This is a genomic window from Bacteroides sp. 14(A), from assembly GCF_000526555.1.
Taxonomy (GTDB): Bacteria; Bacteroidota; Bacteroidia; order Bacteroidales; family Bacteroidaceae; genus Bacteroides; species Bacteroides cellulosilyticus.
In genome coordinates, this window is record NZ_JAGH01000005.1 from 811,684 (window position 1) to 832,831 (window position 21,148).

A 21,148-nucleotide genomic window follows, 5' to 3' on the forward strand; every position below is an offset into this window, starting at 1 on the left:
GTAACATCATCCTTCTACTTTTGCCCTCGAAATCAAAAGAGAATAAAATGAAAACAATTACCGACATTAAAACGGAACTACTTTCAAACAAGAAAATATCCGATCTTGTATTCATACTTTGGGCAGGAGGTGCAGCGCTTCTTTCGTACTCCTTAGTATATGCGCTTCGCAAACCTTTCACCGCTGCCTCCTTCGACGGACTGGATGCCTTCGGATTGGATTATAAAGTATTGGTTACCATCGTCCAGATTCTGGGCTACCTCATCGCCAAGTTTGTCGGTATCAAGTTGATTTCCGAATTAAAGAAGGAGCACCGCATGAAGTTCATTCTGGCTTCTATTCTGGTAGCGGAACTCTCCCTGGTTCTCTTCAGACTCTTGCCCGCTCCTTATAATATCTTCGCCATGTTCTTCAACGGTTTGTCACTGGGCTGCATGTGGGGCGTGATATTCAGCTTCATCGAAGGCAGACGCACCACCGATATTCTTGCCAGCCTTTTGGGTATCAGTATTGTCATCAGCTCCGGCGTGGCAAAATCTATCGGACTGTTCGTTATGAACACCCTGCATGTAGGAGAGTTCTGGATGCCCGCTCTCATCGGTGCCTTTGCCCTGCCATTGCTTGCCTTGCTGGGTTACACCCTGAATCGCCTGCCGCAACCCACCCAACAAGACATTGCCGAAAAGAGCCAGCGTGTCACTCTCAACGGAAAACAACGCAAAGAACTGTTCCGCAACTTCATGCCTGTATTGATCCTCCTGTTCGTAGCCAACCTTCTGTTGGTTATCCTCCGGGATATTAAAGAAGATTTCCTGGTGAAGATTATCGACATGAGCGGACATTCTTCCTGGCTGTTTGCACAGATCGACAGTGTTGTTACTCTTATCATCCTGGCACTTTTCGGAATGATGGTCTTTGTAAAGAGTAATATCAAAGTATTGGTCATCCTCTTGAGTATGGTGGTTGCCGGAACGGCTACCATGAGTTTCGTATCACTCAATTACGATACGCTTCAACTCAGCACCGTGACTTGGTTGTTCATCCAGAGTCTGAGCCTTTACATTGCCTACCTTTGTTTTCAAAGCATATTTTTCGACCGCTTCATAGCATGCTTCAAGATAAAAGGAAATGTAGGATTCTTTATTGTGACTATTGATTTCATCGGATATACTGGTACTGTACTCGTCCTGATGTTCAAGGAATTCTTTAATACGGATATCAATTGGCTCGATTTTTACAACCAGATGTCCGGTTATGTAGGAATAATCTGTACCGTAGCATTCAGCTGTTCTATTGTCTATCTGGTACAGAGACATAAGAAAGAAGAACTCCTGCGCACGGGACGTGCGGTAGAAGAGAAACCGGAAATGTTACAATCTGCATTTTCTGTGATGCCCAGCTAAAAAAGTAAGAGAAATAAGAACATCTTATCGCAATAAGCAATAATTCAACAGATGAATAATTCAAGTTTTGCAGGTAGCCTAAAAGGCTTACAAAAATAGATAAACCCCAATTTATTATTAAACAACTCATTATAAAATAACAAGTAAATATGAAAAGAATAGAATGTATCATTATGGACTGGGCAGGCTCTGCAGTTGATTACGGATGTTTCGCTCCGGTAGCCGCCTTCTTGAAAGCCTTCAATGAAATAGGCATCAACATCACGATGGAACAAGCCCGCCGCCCTATGGGAATGGCCAAGATAGACCACATCCGCGAACTGTTCAAGATGGACGGAGTAGGCGAGGAGTTTGAGAAACTCTATCACCGTCCCTGGAACGAACAGGACGTAACAGATATGAACGCCAAATTCGAGGAATACCTTTTTGCTTCCCTGGCAAACTACACCGACCCCATTCCCGGAGTCATCGATACCCTGAACGAACTGAGAAAACAAGGCATCAAAATAGGTTCCACCACCGGCTACACCCAAGCCATGATGGACGTAGTGCTCCCCAATGCAGCCCGCAAAGGTTACACCACCGACAAGTGTGTCACTCCCAACGACCTGCCTGCCGGACGTCCTTTCCCTTATATGATTTACCAAAACATGATCGATCTTGCCATCCCTTCAACAGACTGTGTTCTGAAGTACGGTGACACCATTGCCGACATCAAAGAGGGTATCAATGCCAAAGTCTGGACCGTCGGTGTCATACTCGGCAGCAACGAACTGGGACTAACCCAGGAGGAAGTAGAACAAATGTCTCCCGCAACGCTCACTGCCCGGAAAGCAGAAGTCAGACAGCGCATGCTTCTGGCAGGCGCCCACTATGTGGTGGACAGCATCGAAGAGCTTCCCAAAATCATAGAACTTATCAATCATAAACTGAATACGAATCATTAATCCTTTTAAATATCAAACCAATATGAAACCCTATTTATTATTAACCCCCGGCCCATTAACCACGTCAGAAACCGTAAAAGAAGCCATGATGACCGATTGGTGTACATGGGACGCCGACTATAACGTACACATTGTAGAAGAAATCCGCAAATCCCTCGTTGCCCTTGCCACCACAGCCACCGACGAATACACTTCCGTACTCTTGCAGGGAAGCGGTACTTATTGCGTGGAAGCCGTTATCGGCAGTGTTATCACTCCCAAACACAAACTGCTTATCCTCAGCAATGGCGCTTATGGTGACCGCATGGGCCACATTGCCGAGTATCACGGCATCAACTACGATATGCTTGCTTTCGAAGAAACCGAACAGGTTTCCGTTGACTATGTAGACGATTACCTGTCCAACAATTCAGATATCACCCACGTAGCCGTAGTACATTGCGAAACCACTACCGGTATCCTGAACCCTCTCAAAGAAATTGCCCACATTGTGAAGCTCCACAACAAAAAGCTGATTGTAGATGCTATGAGCAGCTTCGGCGGTGTGCCTCTGGATATGCATGAATTAGGTATCGACTTCATGATCAGCAGTGCCAACAAATGCATCCAGGGTGTTCCCGGCTTCGGTTTTATCATAGCCCGCAAATCCGAACTGTTACACTGCAAAGGTGTTTCCCGTTCACTCTCACTCGATATTTACGACCAATGGGAGACGATGGAAAAAGGACATGGTAAATGGAGGTTTACTTCACCCACCCATGTAGTAAGAGCCTTCAAGCAGGCACTTGCCGAACTGGAAGAAGAGGGGGGAGTAGCCGCCCGCCACAAGAGATATTGCGAAAACCACCGCATATTGGTAGAAGGAATGCGTGCACTCGGCTTCAAAACCTTGCTGCCGGACGAATTCCAGTCGCCCATCATCACCTCTTTCCTTTATCCGAAAGCAGGTTTCGATTTCAACTCTTTCTACACCCAACTGAAAGAAAAAGGTTTCGTCATCTATCCGGGCAAGATATCTCAGGCAGATACTTTCCGCATCGGCAACATCGGAGATGTACATCCTGAAGATTTCACACGTCTGATAGAAGTAGTCCAACAAACTTCTTACTAATGAATTACCTTTCTAAATCCTCCCTGTGCCTGCTGGCGGTCGTCACTTCTCTGACCGCCACAGCACAGGAAACTCTCTCCGACAAATTACAGTACAAAGTAACCGGCCGCATGCTTATGGATGGCGGTGTTTATCTCAGGAATGACAATCATTTCGGTAACGGTACGGAATTCAATGATCTGCGTGTAGGCATGAAGGCCACTTACCAGCGCTGGGACATGAAAGTGGAAATAGGCTATGTAGGCAGCAAGGTTTCTATCAAAGATGCTTTCGCTACTTACACTTCCGGTAAGCATATCATCCAGGTAGGGCAATTCTACGAACCTTTCACCATGGATATGCTTTGCAGCACTTTCGACCTACGTTTCCATCAGTCACCCGGCTCTGTGCTTGCCATGACCAACAGTCGGCGTCTGGGAGTTGCCTACACTTACAATGCTACGCATTATTATGCTTGCGGAGGATTGTTTACCGACAACGATATCAGTAACTTAAAGAATACCTCGCAAGGTTATGCCGTAGACGGACGTTTTGTTTACCGACCTGTAAATGAAGCTGGAAAGCTATTGCATCTCGGTATTGCCGCTATCTATCGCACTCCCGATGGTGCTTTGCCGGATGATGATAACAAGAATACCTTTGTCTATAAATCTGCCGGAGTGAGTACTATCGACAATCGTAACCTGATTTATGCGGAAGTGGATAATGCCCGCCATCAAGTGAAGCTGGGTACTGAACTGCTGATCTATTACGGAAAATTCTTCTTTCAAAGCGAATATATCCGTACTCAAGTGAAACGCAGGAATGCCCTTGCCGACTATACCGGACAGGGTGGATATGCGCAATGTTCGTGGCTCCTGATAGGAGATACTTATGACTATGATGCAGCTCCGGCATGTCCTTCCCGCCCTATAGGTCGTGCGCTCGAACTCTGCGGACGTTTCAATATCGTAGATATGAACGACCGGACTGCGGAAGTATTAGGCGGAGCACAAAAGGATCTTTCTCTAGGATTGAATTACTACATAAACAAGCATATAGGGATTAAAGTAAACTATAGTTATGTAATCCCCGGAAAACACATTCGGAAGATAAGCGACAAGAATTTTAGTGTATTGCAGGCAAGATTCCAGTTTATACTATAATGCTTCCTTTCTTAAAGATTATATCATGCGACCCATAATTATATTGAAAATGAAAGGTTATGAAAAATAATGTGTACTAGAGTAGTGGGGCATCGCGATCTCAGCCCCGACCTGAACCCTGAAAGGGCGTAATCACTTCTTCTTTAAAAACCGTTTAGCCAAATATTTTCGTATAGGCTCATCATACAGCTTCAAGCACAGGTAAGCCAACACTACATTCAAGGCATAAACGCATAAAGCAACCTGCCAGGTTTCTCCCAAAGTAAAGAGTTGATTTTTAATCAGCCATGCATAGAACAGATACATGAACGGATAATGTATCACATAAATCGGATACGAGATATCTCCCAGGAACTTACATATCTGAGTTGACTTTTTATCCGTAGTAGTTCCCGATGCTCCTATCCATACAAGGGCGGGGAAAGCTACGATAATACAAAATGCTTCATAAGCACCATTTGTACAAATCGGCTCCGCACCTTCCAGATAGGGTACTGAGAACAAAGCAATCAATACAATGGTACATATCCAAAACGCGCCTTTCACCTTCATAGGCTTGAAGTTACGCGACATAAGCATACCCACAGAAAACGGGAACAACATTCTCAATAATCCGCCGCCAAAGTTGACACCGTCCAACGTCCAGCCCACACCTATATTTCCATAACCGGAAACATCAAAGACTGCGAATAGCGCCAATGCCACTCCTAACAATACAACGAGCACAGTCAGCGCCTTATTGGATAAGCGACGGATAAACAAGGCATAAAGAATATTACCTATATACTCGAAGAACAACGACCAGCAAGGCCCGTTCAACGGAAACATCTCACCGTTGCCACGCACTTCATAACCTATGCCCGGCATTGCGGGAATAAAGAATATCGTGCAGAGCAGAGACAGCATTATCATGGAGATGCCGATATGTGTTCCATCCCATTGCACGGAGCCCTGAATACAGAATGTAATAGCACCCAGAACAGCCCCCATTATCACCATAGGATGAAGACGTATCAAACGACGCTTAAAGAAATCTTTCATTGTAAGACTCTTACCCCAACGGTCATCATAGGCATAGCCGATAACGAAACCTGAAAGGATAAAGAAAAAATCCACGGCTAAATATCCATGATTGAACGTTGTAATCATGGTATCGCTTGCAAAAGCATAGCCTTCGAATATATGATACCATATCACCATAAGGGCCGCTACACCACGAAGTCCGTCCAGAAGATCGTAATGCGCCTTGGTATCCGAAAATGCTGCTGAGGGGGTATTAGACATTTGTTTCTTAGTATTAAGTTAATATTTTCAGATGGCAAAGATACAGCTTGCCATCTGAAGTTTTTTTGCTCAAAAGCAAAAAAGACCGGCGAATACTTATTTTTGGGCACGCACCCGGCTGAGTGTATAAATGGAAATACCCAGAAAAGCAGCCACATACTTCAGCTTCACCCGGTTTATCAATCCGGGATAGCGCCGGTTAAACTGTTCGTACCGCTCCTTGGGCGAAAGCTGAAGACGCTCCACAAACATATGGCTAAGCTCCTTATTTACATTCTGATGCAGGATTCTTCCCCAATTGGCTATATCGATGTACGTTTCGTAAAGAAGATTCAGTTTGTCTATATGGATGACATAGATTTTGCAATCCGAAAGAGCTTCAATGCTCTCTACTGACGGCTGTTTGTAATACAACGAATCCATACCGAAAGTAATGTCACCTTCCTGGCTGAACCAGGTGGTAGTATCTTGTCCGTTGTGATGAAATACGGAACGGGCAACTCCCTCTTCAATAAAATAAACCAGACGGTCCGTTACCCCCGAGTGCACTATATAAGTATTTTTAGGGTAATATCTTACCTGCATATCTGCCTGCAATGCCTGAAGTGCTTCGTCGGAAACCGGATAAACTTGCCTGATCTTGTTAATGATGTTTTTCATTGAATAGGAATTCAGTATTCTGCTACAAACTTACATAATTTTATCAATTCCTAAAAAAAAGAGACTGCCTTTTGAAGACAGTCTCTTTGCATTTTATCTGATTTCAGGAAAATCCTTATTCAATCACTCCGAGTTCACGGAAACATTTCGTCAACTTCTCAACAGCATAGTCTACCTGCTCTTTGGTGTGAGTAGCCATCAATGCTACGCGTACCAGCGTGTCTTGCGGTGCACAAGCGGGCGGAATAACCGGATTGATGAAGATGCCTTCGTCAAACGCCATCTTAGTTACGATAAATGTCTTTTCCGCATCACGCACATACAGCGGAATGATAGGGGATTCAGTTTCACCGATTTCGAAACCGGCATCACGGAATTTCTTCAATGCATAGTTGGTGATGTCCCACAAACGTTGCTGACGTTCCGGTTCGTTCATAATGATGTGAAGAGCTTCACGGGCAGCAGCCGTAGCAGCAGGCGTGTTACTTGCCTGGAATATATAAGAACGGGCATTGTGGCGCAACCAGTTGATTACCGAAGCATCTCCGGCAACGAAACCACCGATAGAAGCCAGTGACTTGCTGAACGTACCCATAATCAGGTCGATATCATCCGTCACACCGAAATGATCGCAAACACCGCGTCCTTGTTTTCCGAATACACCCAATCCGTGTGCTTCGTCCACCATGATGCTGGCATTGTATTTTTTCTTCAAACGTACGATTTCGGGGAGGTTGGCAAGGTCGCCTTCCATAGAGAAAACACTATCCACCACGATCAGTTTGATAGCATCCGGCTCGCATTTCTGGAGTTCTTTTTCCAGATCGGCCATATCGTTATGTTTGTACTTCAATTGAGTAGAAAAGGAGAGACGGCGGCCATCTACGATGGAAGCGTGCACGCGGTCGTCACAGATAATGTAATCGTTACGTCCCGTCAATTGCGGAATAACACCCTCATTTACAGTAAATCCGGTGGAAAAACAGAGTGCATCGTCTTTTCCGACAAACTCAGCCAGTTCTTTTTCCAACTCTACATGTATATCAAGAGTTCCATTTAATAAACGGGAACCTGCACAACCTGTACCGTATTTATCTGTGGCGGCTTTTGCGGCTTCTATTATTCTTTTATCGTAAGTCAGTCCTGTATAAGCATTCGAACCGAACATCAGGACTTTTTTACCATCCATCAACACCTCAGTATCCTGATGGCTGTCAATTGTGCGGAAATAGGGGTATACGCCCATTGCCATATATTGCTGTGGCAGGTCGTATTTCGCCAATTTGTCTTGTAGTAATCCCATGAAATGTTTATTATATAATATGAAATATTTAACTCTTAATTACAAGCCTTTTGAAAACAGGGGGCAAAGATAGCAAAATATGTGCTTATCTGTTCTTTTTTTACTAAAAAATATATTTGCCCATGGATTAAAGCCCACTCTATGGTTAAAAATTCAAGTATTTGTATTACTTTTGCCATTTATAAAATTGCATAGTGAAACAACCCTTGCATGGACGAAGAAAAAAAGAAAATATCATTCATTATAAATCCGAAATCCGGTACGCAGAGCAAAGAGCAAATCCTCCATTTGCTCGATGAAAAGCTGGATAAGGCAAAGTATGTCCAAGAGGTAATCTATACCGAATATGCCGGACATGCTGTTGAAATTGCTGCACAAAAAGCAAAGGAAAATGTGCATGCTGTAGTGGCTATTGGCGGTGACGGTACGATTAACGAAATAGCCCGTTCGCTGGTGCATACAAAAACTGCATTGGGCATCATTCCGTGTGGTTCGGGAAACGGACTGGCACGCCATCTACAAATCTCGATGGAGCCCAAAAAGGCGATAGAAATCATCAACGAAGGAATTATAGACGTCATCGATTACGGAAAAATCAATGAAGTGCCTTTCTTCTGTACCTGCGGTGTGGGTTTTGATGCTTTTGTCAGCCTGAAGTTTGCAAAGGCGGGCAGGAGAGGCCCTCTTACCTATTTAGAAAAGACTCTGCTGGAGAGTCTGAAGTATCAGCCCGAAACTTACGAACTGGAAACGGAAGACGGTACTTTAAAGTATAAGGCTTTCCTGATAGCCTGCGGCAACGCTTCGCAATACGGAAACAATGCGTACATAGCTCCACAGGCCATGCTGACGGACGGATTACTGGACGTGACCATCCTTGAACCTTTCACGGTGCTGGATGTGCCCTCCCTGTCTTTCCAACTGTTTAATAAGACTATAGACCAAAATAGCCGCATCAAAACTTTCCGCTGCCAGACGCTGCGCATCCACCGTACCAAACCAGGAGTAGTGCACTTTGACGGGGACCCGATGATGATGGGGGAAAACATCGACGTAAAGGTTATCAAAGAAGGATTGCAGGTAATCATCCCCCGATATGCCGAAAAAGACTCTTCGAATGTATTGCAACGGGCACAGGATTATATAAATGGCCTGAAGCAGATCAATGAGGAGATTGTGCATAAGAATAAGATGATATTGGATAAGAGTAAAGAGCAGATTAAGAAGTTAACGAAAATCTGAGTTTTTTATAAAATAAATCTGTATTTTTGCAGACTATTAGCAACTGGCCTGCAACCATTACAGTGCAGCCAATTTGTAATTAGTAAATCATAATTAGTAATTATCAACATGTTTAGATCACACACCTGCGGAGAACTTCGTATCTCCGATGTCAATAAGCAAGTAACGCTGGCAGGTTGGGTGCAGCGCAGCCGCAAAATGGGAGGCATGACATTCATTGACCTCCGCGACCGTTACGGTATCACCCAGTTAGTTTTCAACGAAGAGGTGGACGCCGCACTTTGCGAGAACGCCAACCGCTTGGGACGCGAATTCGTCATTCAGATTACAGGAACGGTGAACGAACGCTTCAGCAAGAATGCCAATATCCCGACCGGAGATATTGAAATCATCGTATCGGAACTGAATGTGCTGAATGCAGCCCTGACACCTCCGTTCACCATCGAAGATAATACGGATGGTGGCGACGATATCCGCATGAAATACCGTTATCTGGATTTGCGCCGCCCATCGGTACGCAGAAATCTGGAACTCCGCCATAGAATGACCATTGAAGTACGCCGCTATCTGGACAGCCAGGGTTTCATCGAAGTGGAAACTCCTGTACTGGTAGGCTCTACTCCGGAAGGCGCACGCGACTTCGTGGTGCCCTCACGCATGAATCCGGGACAGTTTTACGCTTTGCCGCAAAGCCCGCAGACCTTAAAGCAATTGCTGATGGTATCCGGTTTCGACCGTTACTTCCAGATTGCCAAGTGTTTCCGTGACGAAGACCTTCGTGCCGACCGTCAGCCGGAATTTACTCAGATAGACTGCGAAATGTCTTTCGTGGAACAGGACGACATCATCAACCTGTTTGAAGGTATGACGAAATATCTGTTCAAAGAAATCCGCGGTGTGGAATTGGAAGGTCAGTTCCAGCGTATGGCATGGGCGGACGCCATGAAATATTATGGTAGCGACAAACCCGACTTGCGTTTCGGTATGAAGTTCGTGGAGCTGATGGATATACTGAAAGGTCATGGCTTCTCTGTATTTGATAGTGCCGAATACATCGGTGGTATCTGTGCCGAAGGTGCCGCACACTACACCCGCAAACAACTGGATGCACTGACGGAATTCGTGAAGAGACCGCAGATTGGTGCAAAAGGTATGGTTTACGCCCGTGTAGAGGAAGACGGAAGTGTAAAATCGAGCGTTGACAAATTTTATACGCAGGAAGTACTGCAACAGGTGAAAGAAGCTTTCGGTGCCAAACCGGGTGACTTGATTCTGATTTTGAGCGGCGACGACACCATGAAGACACGCAAGCAGCTTTGCGAGCTTCGTCTGGAAATGGGTAGCCAACTGGGATTGCGTGATAAGAACACATTCGCATGCTTGTGGGTGGTAGACTTCCCGATGTTTGAATGGAGCGAGCAAGAAAACCGCTTGATGGCTATGCACCATCCGTTCACCCATCCGAAAGACGAAGACGTTGATTTGCTGGAGACAGATCCGGCAGCTGTACGTGCCGATGCTTATGATATGGTAATCAATGGTGTGGAAGTTGGTGGCGGTTCAATCCGTATCCACGATCCGAAGTTGCAGGCAAAGATGTTTGAAATCCTGGGATTCACTCCGCAGAAAGCAGAAGAACAATTTGGATTCCTGATGAATGCATTCAAATACGGTGCACCTCCTCATGGCGGTCTGGCATATGGTCTTGATCGTTGGGTATCTCTCTTCGCCGGATTGGATAGTATTCGTGACTGCATCGCATTCCCGAAGAATAACAGTGGACGCGACGTGATGCTGGATGCTCCCGCGGCACTTGATCCGTCTCAGTTGGACGAACTGAATCTGATCGTAGATATCAAAGAATAAGAGTAGGTTAATTTGTTGTGAGAGAGTCGAGACGCATCTTCCGTTTTGCGGTAATCGGTACGCTGAATGCCCTGATTATAGCAGCAGTCATCTGGCTGATGATGGATGAACTGGACATCGACTATATGCTCTCTAACATAACTGCTTACGTCATTGCACAGACTCATAATTTTATCTGGTGCAAGCACTGGATATTTCCTTTGGATGATAAAGAAAAGAAGAGCAACACCTGGAGGCAGGTGTTGCTCTTTTCTATCGCTTTCGGAATGGCGTATCTGGCGCAATTCCTATTCTTGGTAGTGTTAGTCGAGGCACTGAATTGTGATGAATACCTGGCTCAGTTCCTGGGACTGTTCATCTACGGAGGCGTGAATTTTATAATGAACAGGAGAATCACGTTCCGTTAACGTTTTATCAAACTGCGTTTTACTGCGCTTTTATCAAATTGCGCTTTATCACACTTTTATCGAATTGCATTTTAATCGAGGAAGCGTTTCGTCAATCCATCATATTCATCAATACGGCGGTCACGCAGGAAAGGCCACCAACGGCGTACATTTTCCGAGCGTTCCATATCTATTTCCACTACTATATTTTCAGGACGGTCGTTTCCGGCTTGTGCAAGGAATTCTCCTTGCGGGCCTGCTACAAAACTATTTCCCCAGAATTGGATGCCATTTGTCTGCATGGACGGATCGGGTTCGTGACCGACACGGTTAACGGAGATAACAGGAAGTCCGTTGGCTACGGCATGGGCACGCTGGGAGATAATCCAGGCATTGAGCTGGCGTGCCTTTTCATCATCGGCATCACTGCTTTCCCAACCGATGGCGGTGGGGTAGATTAATAATTCGGCACCTTTCAATGCCATCAAGCGGGCAGCTTCGGGATACCACTGATCCCAGCAAACAAGTACGCCCAGTTTTCCGAGAGAGGTTTGGATAGGTTCGAAACCTATATCTCCGGGGGTGAAGTAGAACTTTTCATAATAGGCCGGATCGTCGGGGATATGCATCTTGCGATATTTTCCGGCAATGCTTCCGTCACGATCAAAAACAACGGCGGTGTTATGATAGAGTCCCGGAGCACGTTTCTCAAATAGGGAGGTTACCAATACGATTTTATTGGCAGCGGCCAGTTCGGAATAAAATCCGGTGGAAGGGCCGGGAATGGTTTCCGCCAGATCAAACAGTTGCGTGTTTTCAGTCTGACAGAAATACAGGGAGTTGTGCAGTTCCTGTAATACAACCAGTTGCGCACCATGTGCAGCACAGGCTTCTATGCTTTTAGCCAGGTTCATCAGGTTCGTACGAAGATCTGCTGTATTGGCTTGCTGAATAATTCCGACTTTTATTTTTCTCATATCTTTCTAATTTTATTTCAATACACCGGCAGGGTACTGCATCGTAACACAATGGAGCGATCCATGCTGCTTAATCAGCGCCCGGCAATCAATGCCTACAATCTCATATTCCGGGAACGCTTCCTGCAAGACTTCTTTAGCACGTTGGTCATTCTCCGGCTGACGGTAAGTAGGATAAAGCACCGCATCACTCATTATCAAGAAATTGGCATACGTTGCGGGGAGGCGTTCGCCCTCTTCCTCAATCTTATCCACCATAGGCAATGCCAACAGACGGTAGGGGGTTCCATTCAAAGTACAGAAGTTTTTCAGTTGTTCTTCCATTTGATGGAGAGCTTCGTAATGTTCATCCTGCGTATCGGTGCATTGCACATAGGCAATAGTATCCGGTGAACAAAAACGAGCGAGCGTATCGACATGACTATCCGTATCATCTCCTGCCAAATACCCATGATCGAGCCAAAGTACCTGTTTCAGATGAAATACAGAACAGAGATAGTCTTCGATTTCATCGCGGCTCATCTGCCCGTTACGATTGGGAGAAAGCAAACACTCGGACGTGGTGAGCAATGTTCCCAAACCGTCGCTCTCAATGGAACCACCTTCCAAGACAAACCCCAGACGATTAACATACCGCCCATTCAGGAAACCGGATTCCACAGCCTGACGGGTAATCAGATTGTCTTTATCTGAAGCGAATTTCAGCCCCCAACCATTGAACATGAAATCAAGAAGTGAAGCACCTTCTGCATCCAACATGGTAATTGCACCATGATCACGCGCCCAGGTATCATTCGTTTCACACTCCATGAAACGGACATTCTGCATATTGACGGTAGCTGAAATCTGCTTTTTGACCTCCTCCGGTTCGGGAGTTACAATCAGAAGCAATTCCCGTTGGGCTATTTCGCGTGCGATAGCGGCAAAGCAGGCCTGTACTTCCGTAAGCATATGTGCCCAGTCAGTTCCGGCATGGGGCCAAGTCAGCTGTATTCCGCTTTGCGGCGCCCATTCGGCAGGCAAAACAGCATTGAACGTATCACTCATATTTATCATTCTTTCTTTTCTTCTTTCGGCTTGCGGTCAAAGAACGGATTCTTGGTCGAAGCACTGACCGGAATAGCATACACGGATCTGCATCCCGGCAACCACTCCAATTGCTGCGCAGCAAGTCCGGCAGAGAACATCACACGGGTATCCACACGCAAATCGGCCGCCGTGGCACAAGCCGAACCGATAGCTATACCTACATCGACCGAATTCACGGCACAAGGCACACCTTCAGGGCGTCCCGCACAAGTGGGATAACCACAATGGCCGCAATTCAATCCTTGCGCCTGCTCGCGCGTACCTATTATAATTACACATTCAGCCTGCAAAATATTGGCGGCATCCCGCAAAAAGAACTTCATTCCGTGTTCTTCTACCATAGCAACCATCTTGTCCGACAATACTTTTAAATCGTCTCCGGTGACCATAGCTATTTCAATTATATCTACACCTTTTCCCTTCGGAGCAGTACGGGCAGCAGTCATCATCTGCCTTGCCACGTCCAACACATGTTCGTGGCGGCTTGCACGTTCGTTCTGTATCATAATTCTCACTCTTATTAAAAACTGATAGCAAAGATAATGCAAATTGAGTGCAGAACTTTCATGCTTGCATGAAAAAGTTATGCCGAAATGCAGCTTATCTTATTTAAAGATACTGATTTCAGCCAATAATCCGTCGTTTTCTCAGAATTCCTTTCTATATTTGCTTTCAAATGGAGACCAGGACTATACTTCAAATAGACAACGCATGCATCGCTTTCGGAGCAGATACACTTTTTTCCGGTTTTTGCTTACAACTGCACGAAGGGGAAATCGCCTGCATTTCCGGACAATCGGGGCGGGGAAAGACCTCCTTGCTGAATGCAGTTTTAGGATTTGTACCCCTCAAAGCAGGGAGCATCACCGTTAACGGCATTTTACTGGAAAAAGGAACTATCGACCAAATTCGCAGGCAAGTGGCATGGATACCGCAAGAACTGGCGCTTCCATCGGAATGGGTGAAGGAAATGGTGCAACTCCCTTTCAATCTGAAAGCTAACCGGAATACCCCCTTTTCACTGGACAAACTATTTGCCTGTTTCGATGAATTGGGGCTGGAAGAGGAATTGTACGATAAACGTGTGAATGAGATCTCCGGAGGACAACGGCAACGTATCATGATTGCCGTAGCCACCCTGATGCAAAAGCCGCTGCTGATTGTGGATGAACCGACTTCCGCACTGGATTCGGACTCTACGGATAAAGTACTTGCTTTCTTCCGGAAACGAATGAGGGAGGGAAGTGCCATTCTCGCCGTCTCTCACGACCAGGGATTTGCGCAAGGATGCAACCAGATGATAACGCTATAACTAAGAGATTAATAAAGTGGGAACTATCGACATATCATATACCAGTTTAGCCATCGGATTGTTGCTGTTGCTCATTCCGCTGTTCTACTTGTGGAAGTTCAAGACAGGGCTATTGTGGGTTACCGTGATTGGTATCGCACGGATGATTGTACAACTTTTCTTTATCGGTATCTACCTGAAATACTTGTTTCTGTGGAATAACCCGTGGATCAACTTTCTGTGGGTGATTATTATGATATTCGTCGCCGCACAAACCGCCCTGGCACGCACCCAATTGAAACGGAAAATACTGTTTATTCCTATCTCCATAGGTTTCTTATTCAGTGTTGTCTGCATCGGCATGTACTTCATTGCCATTGTATTACGGTTGGAGAATGTGTTCAGTGCCCAGTATTTTATTCCGATATTCGGTATCCTGATGGGAAACATGCTATCCAGCAATGTCGTTGCGCTGAATGCTTATTACAGCGGATTGAAACGGGAACAACAATTGTATCGCTATCTGCTTGGCAATGGCGCCACAAGGGCAGAGGCACAAGCGCCTTTTATCAAACAGGCTATCATTAAGTCTTTCAGTCCGTTGATTGCCAATATTGCCGTTATGGGCTTGGTGGCACTGCCCGGCACAATGATCGGACAAATCCTGGGAGGTAGTAGCCCGAATGTCGCCATCAAATATCAAATGATGATTATGGTGATAACCTTCACGGCATCCATGCTTTCGCTGATGATTACCATCTCGTTGGCATCGCGTAAGTCGTTCGATGCCAACGGAAAACTATTGCAGGTAATGGTAGAGAAAAAGGAAAAGAAGAAAAACCGTTAATGCTCTACTTTTTCAGGAGTATAACGCAACTGCACATACTGTACGCCGGGTTTTATATAAGCACTGTCCATCAACACTTTCCTTACCCGGAACGTCTCAAGACGGCGATTTATATAACTTTTTATATATCCTTTCTGCGGTTTCACATACGAAAGTACTTCTATACGCCCTGCCAAATGGATATTGACTTTGGCTTTCACGGTACGTACCGCCCCCGGCCTCTTTGACGATTGTCCGGGCATTTCCTTATGTTTATCTATCCAGAAGATAGCTGTAGCCTTCGGAGTAGTATCCACAAATTCCTCTTGTGCATCCTCTTCACCGCCATCCTGGGCTTTGGGTGAGGGTTGGCACGAGAAAAGAATGCATAATAAAGCGAAAAACGAGAAAAGTAATACTTTCATGGTATAGAGTTTTACAATTATCCGAACAAATATATAAAAAAAGAGTAAAACAAACAGTTATTCAGTGCATTTTTACTATATTTGCATCGAAATTTTCTATTCACATAATGAGAATTAAGGAGATAGTAAGCGCCCTTGAACGGTTCGCGCCTCTGCCATTGCAAGACGGATTTGATAATGCCGGCCTGCAAATCGGATTGACAGAAGCGGAAGCAACAGGGGCTTTGTTGTGTCTTGACGTCACCGAAGCCGTGCTGGACGAAGCGATTGCGTTAGGGTACAATCTTGTCATATCCCATCATCCGCTGATATTCAAAGGATATAAATCCATCACGGGTAGGGACTATGTAGAGCATTGTATCATGAAAGCAATCAAGAATGATATCGTGATCTACTCGGCACATACCAACCTGGACAATGCTCCGGGAGGGGTGAACTTCAAGATTGCCGAGAAAATAGGATTGAGTAATGTACGCGTGCTGGAAGCCAAAGAGAATACCTTGGTAAAATTGGTGACTTTTGTACCCACAGCACAGGCGGAAGATGTTCGTAAAGCTTTGTTTGCAGCCGGATGCGGTTGCATAGGAAACTATGACGCATGCAGCTACAATATAGAAGGAGAGGGAACTTTCTGCGCTCAGGAGGGTAGCCACCCGTTCTGTGGAAGCATCGGAGAGTTGCATACGGAAAAGGAAGTGCGGATAGAGACCGTATTGCCTGCCTATAAGAAATCGGAAGTTATCAAAGCTCTACTGAGTGCCCATCCGTATGAGGAACCTGCATTCGATTTATATCCTTTGCAGAATAGCTGGACACAGGCTGGGGCAGGAGTTATCGGAGAACTGGAAACACCGGAAACGGAGTTGGAGTTTCTGAAACGCATCAAGAAGACCTTTGAAGTAGGCTGCCTGAAGCATAACAAGTTGACCGGGCGTGAAATACAAACCGTGGCACTGTGTGGAGGAGCTGGAGCATTTCTGATGCCGCTTGCCATACGCAACGGTGCAGACGTGTTCATCACCGGGGAAATCAAGTATCACGATTACTTCGGACACGATACGGATATTCTGTTGGCAGAGATAGGACATTACGAAAGCGAACAATATACAAAAGAAATATTCTATACAATAATCCGGGAGTTGTTTCCTAACCTTGCGCTGCAACAGTGCAAAGTGAATACCAATCCCATAAAATATTTATAAGTAAAATGGCTAAAGAAGCAAAAAAAGATCCTCAGGAATTGACCGTGGAGCAGAAGTTGAAAGCCCTGTTCCAGTTGCAGACTATGTTGTCTAAGATTGATGAAATCAAGACTTTAAGAGGTGAACTTCCGCTGGAAGTACAGGACTTGGAAGATGAAATCGCCGGTCTGAGCACTCGTATCGACAGAATTAAGGCAGAAGTAGCCGAACTGAAATCCGCCATCGCTACCAAGAAAGTGGAGATTGAAACTTCAAAAGCTTCTATCGCAAAATACAAGGAACAGCAGGAGAATGTACGCAACAACCGTGAGTACGACTTCCTAAGCAAAGAAATCGAATTCCAAACTCTGGAAATGGAGCTTTGCGATAAGAGAATCAAAGAGTTCGCTGCACAGGAACAGGAGAAGTCTGCTGAAGCTGCAAAGAGCACAGAAGCGTTGGACGAAAGACAGAAAGACCTGGACGTTAAGAAGAACGAACTGGACGAAATCATCTCTGAAACCAAGCAGGAAGAAGAAAAGCTGAGAGACAAAGCCAAAGAACTTGAAACTAAGATCGAACCGCGCTTGCTCCAGTCTTTCAAGCGTATCCGTAAGAACTCTCGCAACGGATTGGGTATCGTATATGTACAGCGTGACGCTTGTGGCGGTTGCTTCAACAAAATCCCACCCCAGAGACAACTGGATATCCGTTCTCGTAAGAAAATCATCGTTTGCGAGTATTGCGGACGTATCATGATTGACCCGGAATTGGCTGGTGTAACCATCGAACACAAGGAAGAGGTAAAGGAAAAGCCGACTAGAAGAAAAAAGACTGCGGAATAATATTCGGCGGTGTATATATAGGAAAGGACGCCCCTGCAAGCAATAAGATGTTGCTTGCAGGGGTGTCCTTTCCTATATATACACTACCGAAGTCGTTGAATTAAACTCATTATTGTAGGGGTATGGATTATCTCTTACTTCACTTTATAAGTGCACAGTCGTTTCCTCTCATGAAAATTCTGTTTACCCCAAATGATAGCTTTGTTAACCCCGCACGGTAACTCCATTTACATATCGCGGTAAAGGTCGTTACATGCCGAAGTAAAAGCCGTTACAATAAGGGGTAAAGGTTGTTACATACGGCGGTAAATGCTTTTACATCTTGCAGTAAGCTGTCGGTAAATACAGTTAATTGATTATCAGCAAACTAACAAAAGGATACCAGCAATCTTTAATTCATTTCTTCAATTATAGATCACCCACACCAATCCACATCCATCTGTCAGAACCCCATTATAACCTCCCCAATCTTCTCTAAACAAATAGAGCTCCAGGTTGTTATGAACCCTGTATCACAAAAAACAACCTAAACCTATGAAGATTAAAGCTTGGGGCAGCGTGCTGCTCTTATCGTGCCTATGTTCTGCCGTCACGGCACAGAATGGCAACCGTTATCTGGAAAAACCATTGCCCCGAGGCTGGGGGAATACGGTGATTCCGAACTCTAAAACGGTCCCTACTTCCACAGGAACCGCTAATTCTACCACGGCATCCGCAGATGATAACTTATTCAGCGGACAGATATTACCGGTAGATGACCAGTGGTGGAAAGCATTCAATGACCCGGTACTGGACTCTCTTATCAGCGTAGCATCCGGCGAAAACTATTCCGTACTTGCCGCTATAGACCGTATGGAACAGGCACGTGCCAGCCTGAGGATGGAGCGCAGTAATTTTTTCCCTTCTATTTCTTTAAATGGTGGATGGCTCCGCCAGCAAAGCAGTGGAAACACCACCGAATTGCCCCAATCCATCACACATTATTATGATGCGTCACTCAATGCCAGTTGGGAACTGGATATATTCGGAAGCATCCGGCAACGGGTAAAGGCGCAACGGGAAACATTCCAAGCCAGCCGTGAAGAGTACATCTCCGTACAGGTATCCCTCTGTGCACAAGTAGCTTCTGCCTACATCAACCTGCGAGAACTGCAACAGGAACTGCAGGTAGTAATGCATAACTGCCGGACGCAAGAAGAAGTGCTCAACATCACCAAAGTACGCTACAACACGGGACTTGTATCGAAACTGGATGTAGCACAGGCTAAATCAGTGTATTTCAGCACTAAAGCATCTGTTCCGCAACTGGAATCCGGAATCAGCCAATACATCAACTCGCTGGCTATTCTGCTGGGAACTTATCCGCAGGAGATACGCCCCACATTGGAAAGAATCGGGAAATTGCCCGACTACATGGAACCTGTTGGAGTAGGATTACCTGCCGATTTATTGCTTCGTCGTCCCGATGTGCGCCAAGCCGAAAGACTGGTTAATGCACAAGCCGCACTATTGGGAGCCAGCAAAAGCGACTGGCTGCCACAAGTATTCCTGAAAGGATCTGTAGGATATGCCGCCCGGGATTTGAAAGACCTGACCCGACGGAAAAGTATGACATTTGAAATTGCCCCAACCCTCAGTTGGACACTGTTCAGCGGAACAAAGCTGGTGAATGCCACCAAACAGGCACGTGCACAACTGGACGAAGCAGTGCATAACTTCAACGAAACCGTACTTACCGCTGTACAGGAAACGGACAATGCGATGAATAATTACCGGAATTCCATCAAACAAATTGTCGCCCTCCGGGAAGTACGAAATCAGGGACAAGAGACACTGAAACTCTCCCTGGAGCTTTATAAACAGGGACTTAGCCCTTTTCAGAATGTACTGGATGCACTCCGTTCGCTACTGACGTACGAAAACCAGTTGACGCAGGCGGAGGGTAGTTCACTGCTATATCTGGTGTCATTGTACCAGGCACTGGGAGGAGGATATAAAGAGAACTGAGTAATAATTCCTAAACCATAACCATATATGAAAAATGAAATGTACATCATCCTCACGCTGATTCCGTTGCTGGCGGGATGTGGGGACAAAAAAGAAGCAGGGCGCGGAGCGATGCCCGTTCCGGAGATAAGCGTAGCCAGCCCGGTGGTGAAAGACATCACACTGACTAAAGAGTATCCGGGCTATCTGAGTTCGGAAAAGACCGTCGACCTGGTGGCACGGGTGAACGGGACACTGCAAACCATCGCCTATGCTCCGGGAAGCAGAGTCCGGAAAGGGCAGGTGTTGTTCGTCATCGAACCCACTATTTACCAGGACAATGTAGAACAGGCGGAAGCGGAACTGAACACCGCCCGAGCCAATCTGGAATATGCCCAGAACAACTATGCCCGTATGCTGGAAGCTGTGAAAAGCGATGCTGTAAGCCAGATACAGGTGTTACAGTCGAAATCGAATGTTGCCACTTCGCAAGCAGCAGTCAGCAATGCCGAAGCTGCACTAAATACGGCGCGCACGAATCTGGGCTACTGCACAGTTCGGGCGCCGTTTGATGGGACTGTCAGCCGGAATCAAGTCGATGTGGGCAGTTATGTAGGGGGAAGTCTGCAACCTGTCACCCTTGCCACGATCTATAAAGATGACCTGCTATACACATACTTCAATATCACTGATAACCAGTGGCTTGCCATGCTGATGCAACAAGGAACCGCACAGCAAAAAGATACACTACCCCGGCAAATCACTGTTAACCTGGGGGAAGACGGCATACAACCGTATCCTGCCACACTCGATTACTTCGCACCAAATGTAGACCTGAGCACCGGAACTCTGAATCTGCGTGCCCGCCTGGACAACCCGAAAGGTTTACTGAAAAGCGGACTTTATGTCAGCATCACCTTGCCATACGGCAAAGAATCGCAGGCTATACTGATACCAGACGCGTCCATCGGGACCGATCAATTGGGAAAATATGTGTATGTAGTGAACGATTCCGATATGGTGCGCTATCGCCACATCGAGGTGGGACAGTTGATAGACGACAGTCTGCGGCAAATAACCGGCGGACTCTCGCCACAGGAACGCTACGTCACCCGGGCACTGATGAAAGTACGGGAAGGAATGAAAGTGAAGCCCATCAACAAATAACCAATCGTAAATAA

At 45.9% G+C, this 21,148-nt stretch carries 20 protein-coding genes; 13 read left to right on the forward strand and 7 right to left on the reverse strand.

Features of this window, described 5'->3' with window-relative positions; all coding sequences use genetic code 11:
• The first annotated feature begins 47 nt into the window (after positions 1-47).
• From K429_RS0126270 to K429_RS0126285, 4 genes are all read left to right on the forward strand, one after another.
• The gene (locus tag K429_RS0126270; protein ID WP_029328702.1) at positions 48-1,403 is read left to right on the forward strand and encodes a DUF5690 family protein; all 1,356 of its coding nucleotides are present in this window, start codon (positions 48-50) and stop codon (positions 1,401-1,403) included.
• A 149-nt stretch (positions 1,404-1,552) separates the two neighbouring features.
• Positions 1,553-2,350: a phosphonoacetaldehyde hydrolase gene (phnX, locus tag K429_RS0126275; protein ID WP_029328703.1), complete on the forward strand. Its 798-nt coding sequence runs from the start codon at positions 1,553-1,555 to the stop codon at positions 2,348-2,350.
• Between the two features lie 22 nt (positions 2,351-2,372).
• Complete coding sequence (locus K429_RS0126280) at positions 2,373-3,461, forward strand: 2-aminoethylphosphonate--pyruvate transaminase (RefSeq protein WP_029328704.1); 1,089 nt, start codon at positions 2,373-2,375, stop codon at positions 3,459-3,461.
• Positions 3,461-4,606 (forward strand): OprO/OprP family phosphate-selective porin, encoded by a 1,146-nt coding sequence (locus tag K429_RS0126285; RefSeq protein WP_029328705.1) that lies wholly within the window; start codon positions 3,461-3,463, stop codon positions 4,604-4,606. Before K429_RS0126280 ends, K429_RS0126285 begins: the two co-directional genes overlap by 1 nt.
• A 132-nt stretch (positions 4,607-4,738) precedes the next feature.
• Here the strand turns inward: K429_RS0126285 and K429_RS0126290 are convergent, their stop codons facing one another.
• The 3 genes from K429_RS0126290 to K429_RS0126300 form a co-directional block, all read right to left on the reverse strand.
• Complete coding sequence (locus K429_RS0126290; RefSeq protein WP_007214201.1) at positions 4,739-5,890, reverse strand: acyltransferase; 1,152 nt, start codon at positions 5,888-5,890, stop codon at positions 4,739-4,741.
• 96 nt (positions 5,891-5,986) lie between these two features.
• Positions 5,987-6,550: a Crp/Fnr family transcriptional regulator gene (locus tag K429_RS0126295; protein WP_007214202.1), complete on the reverse strand. Its 564-nt coding sequence runs from the start codon at positions 6,548-6,550 to the stop codon at positions 5,987-5,989.
• A 115-nt stretch (positions 6,551-6,665) separates the two neighbouring features.
• The gene (locus tag K429_RS0126300; protein ID WP_007214203.1) at positions 6,666-7,853 is read right to left on the reverse strand and encodes an aminotransferase class I/II-fold pyridoxal phosphate-dependent enzyme; all 1,188 of its coding nucleotides are present in this window, start codon (positions 7,851-7,853) and stop codon (positions 6,666-6,668) included.
• A 210-nt stretch (positions 7,854-8,063) separates the two neighbouring features.
• On the opposite strand from K429_RS0126300, the gene K429_RS0126305 reads away from it, so the two are divergent.
• The 3 genes from K429_RS0126305 to K429_RS0126315 all read left to right on the forward strand — a co-directional run bounded on the left by K429_RS0126305 (position 8,064) and on the right by K429_RS0126315 (position 11,368).
• The gene (locus K429_RS0126305; protein WP_007218543.1) at positions 8,064-9,095 is read left to right on the forward strand and encodes a diacylglycerol kinase family protein; all 1,032 of its coding nucleotides are present in this window, start codon (positions 8,064-8,066) and stop codon (positions 9,093-9,095) included.
• Positions 9,096-9,203: 108 nt separating this feature from the next.
• On the forward strand, positions 9,204-10,961 hold the full coding sequence (aspS, locus tag K429_RS0126310) for an aspartate--tRNA ligase (protein WP_029328706.1): 1,758 nt from the start codon (positions 9,204-9,206) through the stop codon (positions 10,959-10,961).
• 17 nt (positions 10,962-10,978) lie between these two features.
• The gene (locus tag K429_RS0126315) at positions 10,979-11,368 is read left to right on the forward strand and encodes a GtrA family protein (protein ID WP_007214210.1); all 390 of its coding nucleotides are present in this window, start codon (positions 10,979-10,981) and stop codon (positions 11,366-11,368) included.
• 71 nt (positions 11,369-11,439) lie between these two features.
• On the opposite strand, the gene K429_RS0126320 is transcribed toward K429_RS0126315, so the two are convergent.
• From K429_RS0126320 to K429_RS0126330, 3 genes are read right to left on the reverse strand one after another with little or no spacing between them, the layout of a single operon-like run.
• Positions 11,440-12,324 carry a carbon-nitrogen hydrolase gene (locus tag K429_RS0126320; protein ID WP_029328707.1) on the reverse strand — a complete coding sequence of 295 codons (885 nt, stop codon included), beginning with the start codon at positions 12,322-12,324 and terminating at the stop codon, positions 11,440-11,442.
• Positions 12,325-12,336: 12 nt separating this feature from the next.
• Positions 12,337-13,380, reverse strand: coding sequence for an agmatine deiminase family protein (locus K429_RS0126325; protein ID WP_029328708.1), 1,044 nt, complete (start codon positions 13,378-13,380; stop codon positions 12,337-12,339).
• Positions 13,377-13,919 carry a ferredoxin domain-containing protein gene (locus tag K429_RS0126330; RefSeq protein ID WP_007662536.1) on the reverse strand — a complete coding sequence of 181 codons (543 nt, stop codon included), beginning with the start codon at positions 13,917-13,919 and terminating at the stop codon, positions 13,377-13,379. Before K429_RS0126330 ends, K429_RS0126325 begins: the two co-directional genes overlap by 4 nt.
• 185 nt (positions 13,920-14,104) lie before the next feature.
• Between K429_RS0126330 and K429_RS0126335 the strand changes: the two genes are divergently transcribed.
• Both K429_RS0126335 and K429_RS0126340 read left to right on the forward strand, forming a co-directional pair.
• The gene (locus K429_RS0126335) at positions 14,105-14,725 is read left to right on the forward strand and encodes an ATP-binding cassette domain-containing protein (RefSeq protein WP_029328709.1); all 621 of its coding nucleotides are present in this window, start codon (positions 14,105-14,107) and stop codon (positions 14,723-14,725) included.
• A gap of 16 nt (positions 14,726-14,741) precedes the next feature.
• Complete coding sequence (locus K429_RS0126340; protein WP_007214215.1) at positions 14,742-15,551, forward strand: ABC transporter permease; 810 nt, start codon at positions 14,742-14,744, stop codon at positions 15,549-15,551.
• On the opposite strand, the gene K429_RS0126345 is transcribed toward K429_RS0126340, so the two are convergent.
• Positions 15,548-15,955, reverse strand: coding sequence for a DUF4891 domain-containing protein (locus K429_RS0126345; RefSeq protein ID WP_007218547.1), 408 nt, complete (start codon positions 15,953-15,955; stop codon positions 15,548-15,550). The two genes, K429_RS0126340 and K429_RS0126345, sit on opposite strands and share 4 nt — an antisense overlap.
• A 107-nt stretch (positions 15,956-16,062) precedes the next feature.
• On the opposite strand from K429_RS0126345, the gene K429_RS0126350 reads away from it, so the two are divergent.
• The 4 genes from K429_RS0126350 to K429_RS0126365 all read left to right on the forward strand — a co-directional run bounded on the left by K429_RS0126350 (position 16,063) and on the right by K429_RS0126365 (position 21,134).
• The gene (locus K429_RS0126350) at positions 16,063-17,157 is read left to right on the forward strand and encodes a Nif3-like dinuclear metal center hexameric protein (RefSeq protein WP_007218548.1); all 1,095 of its coding nucleotides are present in this window, start codon (positions 16,063-16,065) and stop codon (positions 17,155-17,157) included.
• A gap of 5 nt (positions 17,158-17,162) precedes the next feature.
• On the forward strand, positions 17,163-17,981 hold the full coding sequence (locus tag K429_RS0126355; protein ID WP_007214220.1) for a zinc ribbon domain-containing protein: 819 nt from the start codon (positions 17,163-17,165) through the stop codon (positions 17,979-17,981).
• A gap of 534 nt (positions 17,982-18,515) precedes the next feature.
• Positions 18,516-19,988 carry an efflux transporter outer membrane subunit gene (locus tag K429_RS0126360; RefSeq protein ID WP_029328711.1) on the forward strand — a complete coding sequence of 491 codons (1,473 nt, stop codon included), beginning with the start codon at positions 18,516-18,518 and terminating at the stop codon, positions 19,986-19,988.
• 27 nt (positions 19,989-20,015) lie between these two features.
• Positions 20,016-21,134 carry an efflux RND transporter periplasmic adaptor subunit gene (locus tag K429_RS0126365; protein ID WP_029328712.1) on the forward strand — a complete coding sequence of 373 codons (1,119 nt, stop codon included), beginning with the start codon at positions 20,016-20,018 and terminating at the stop codon, positions 21,132-21,134.
• Positions 21,135-21,148 lie beyond the last annotated feature (14 nt).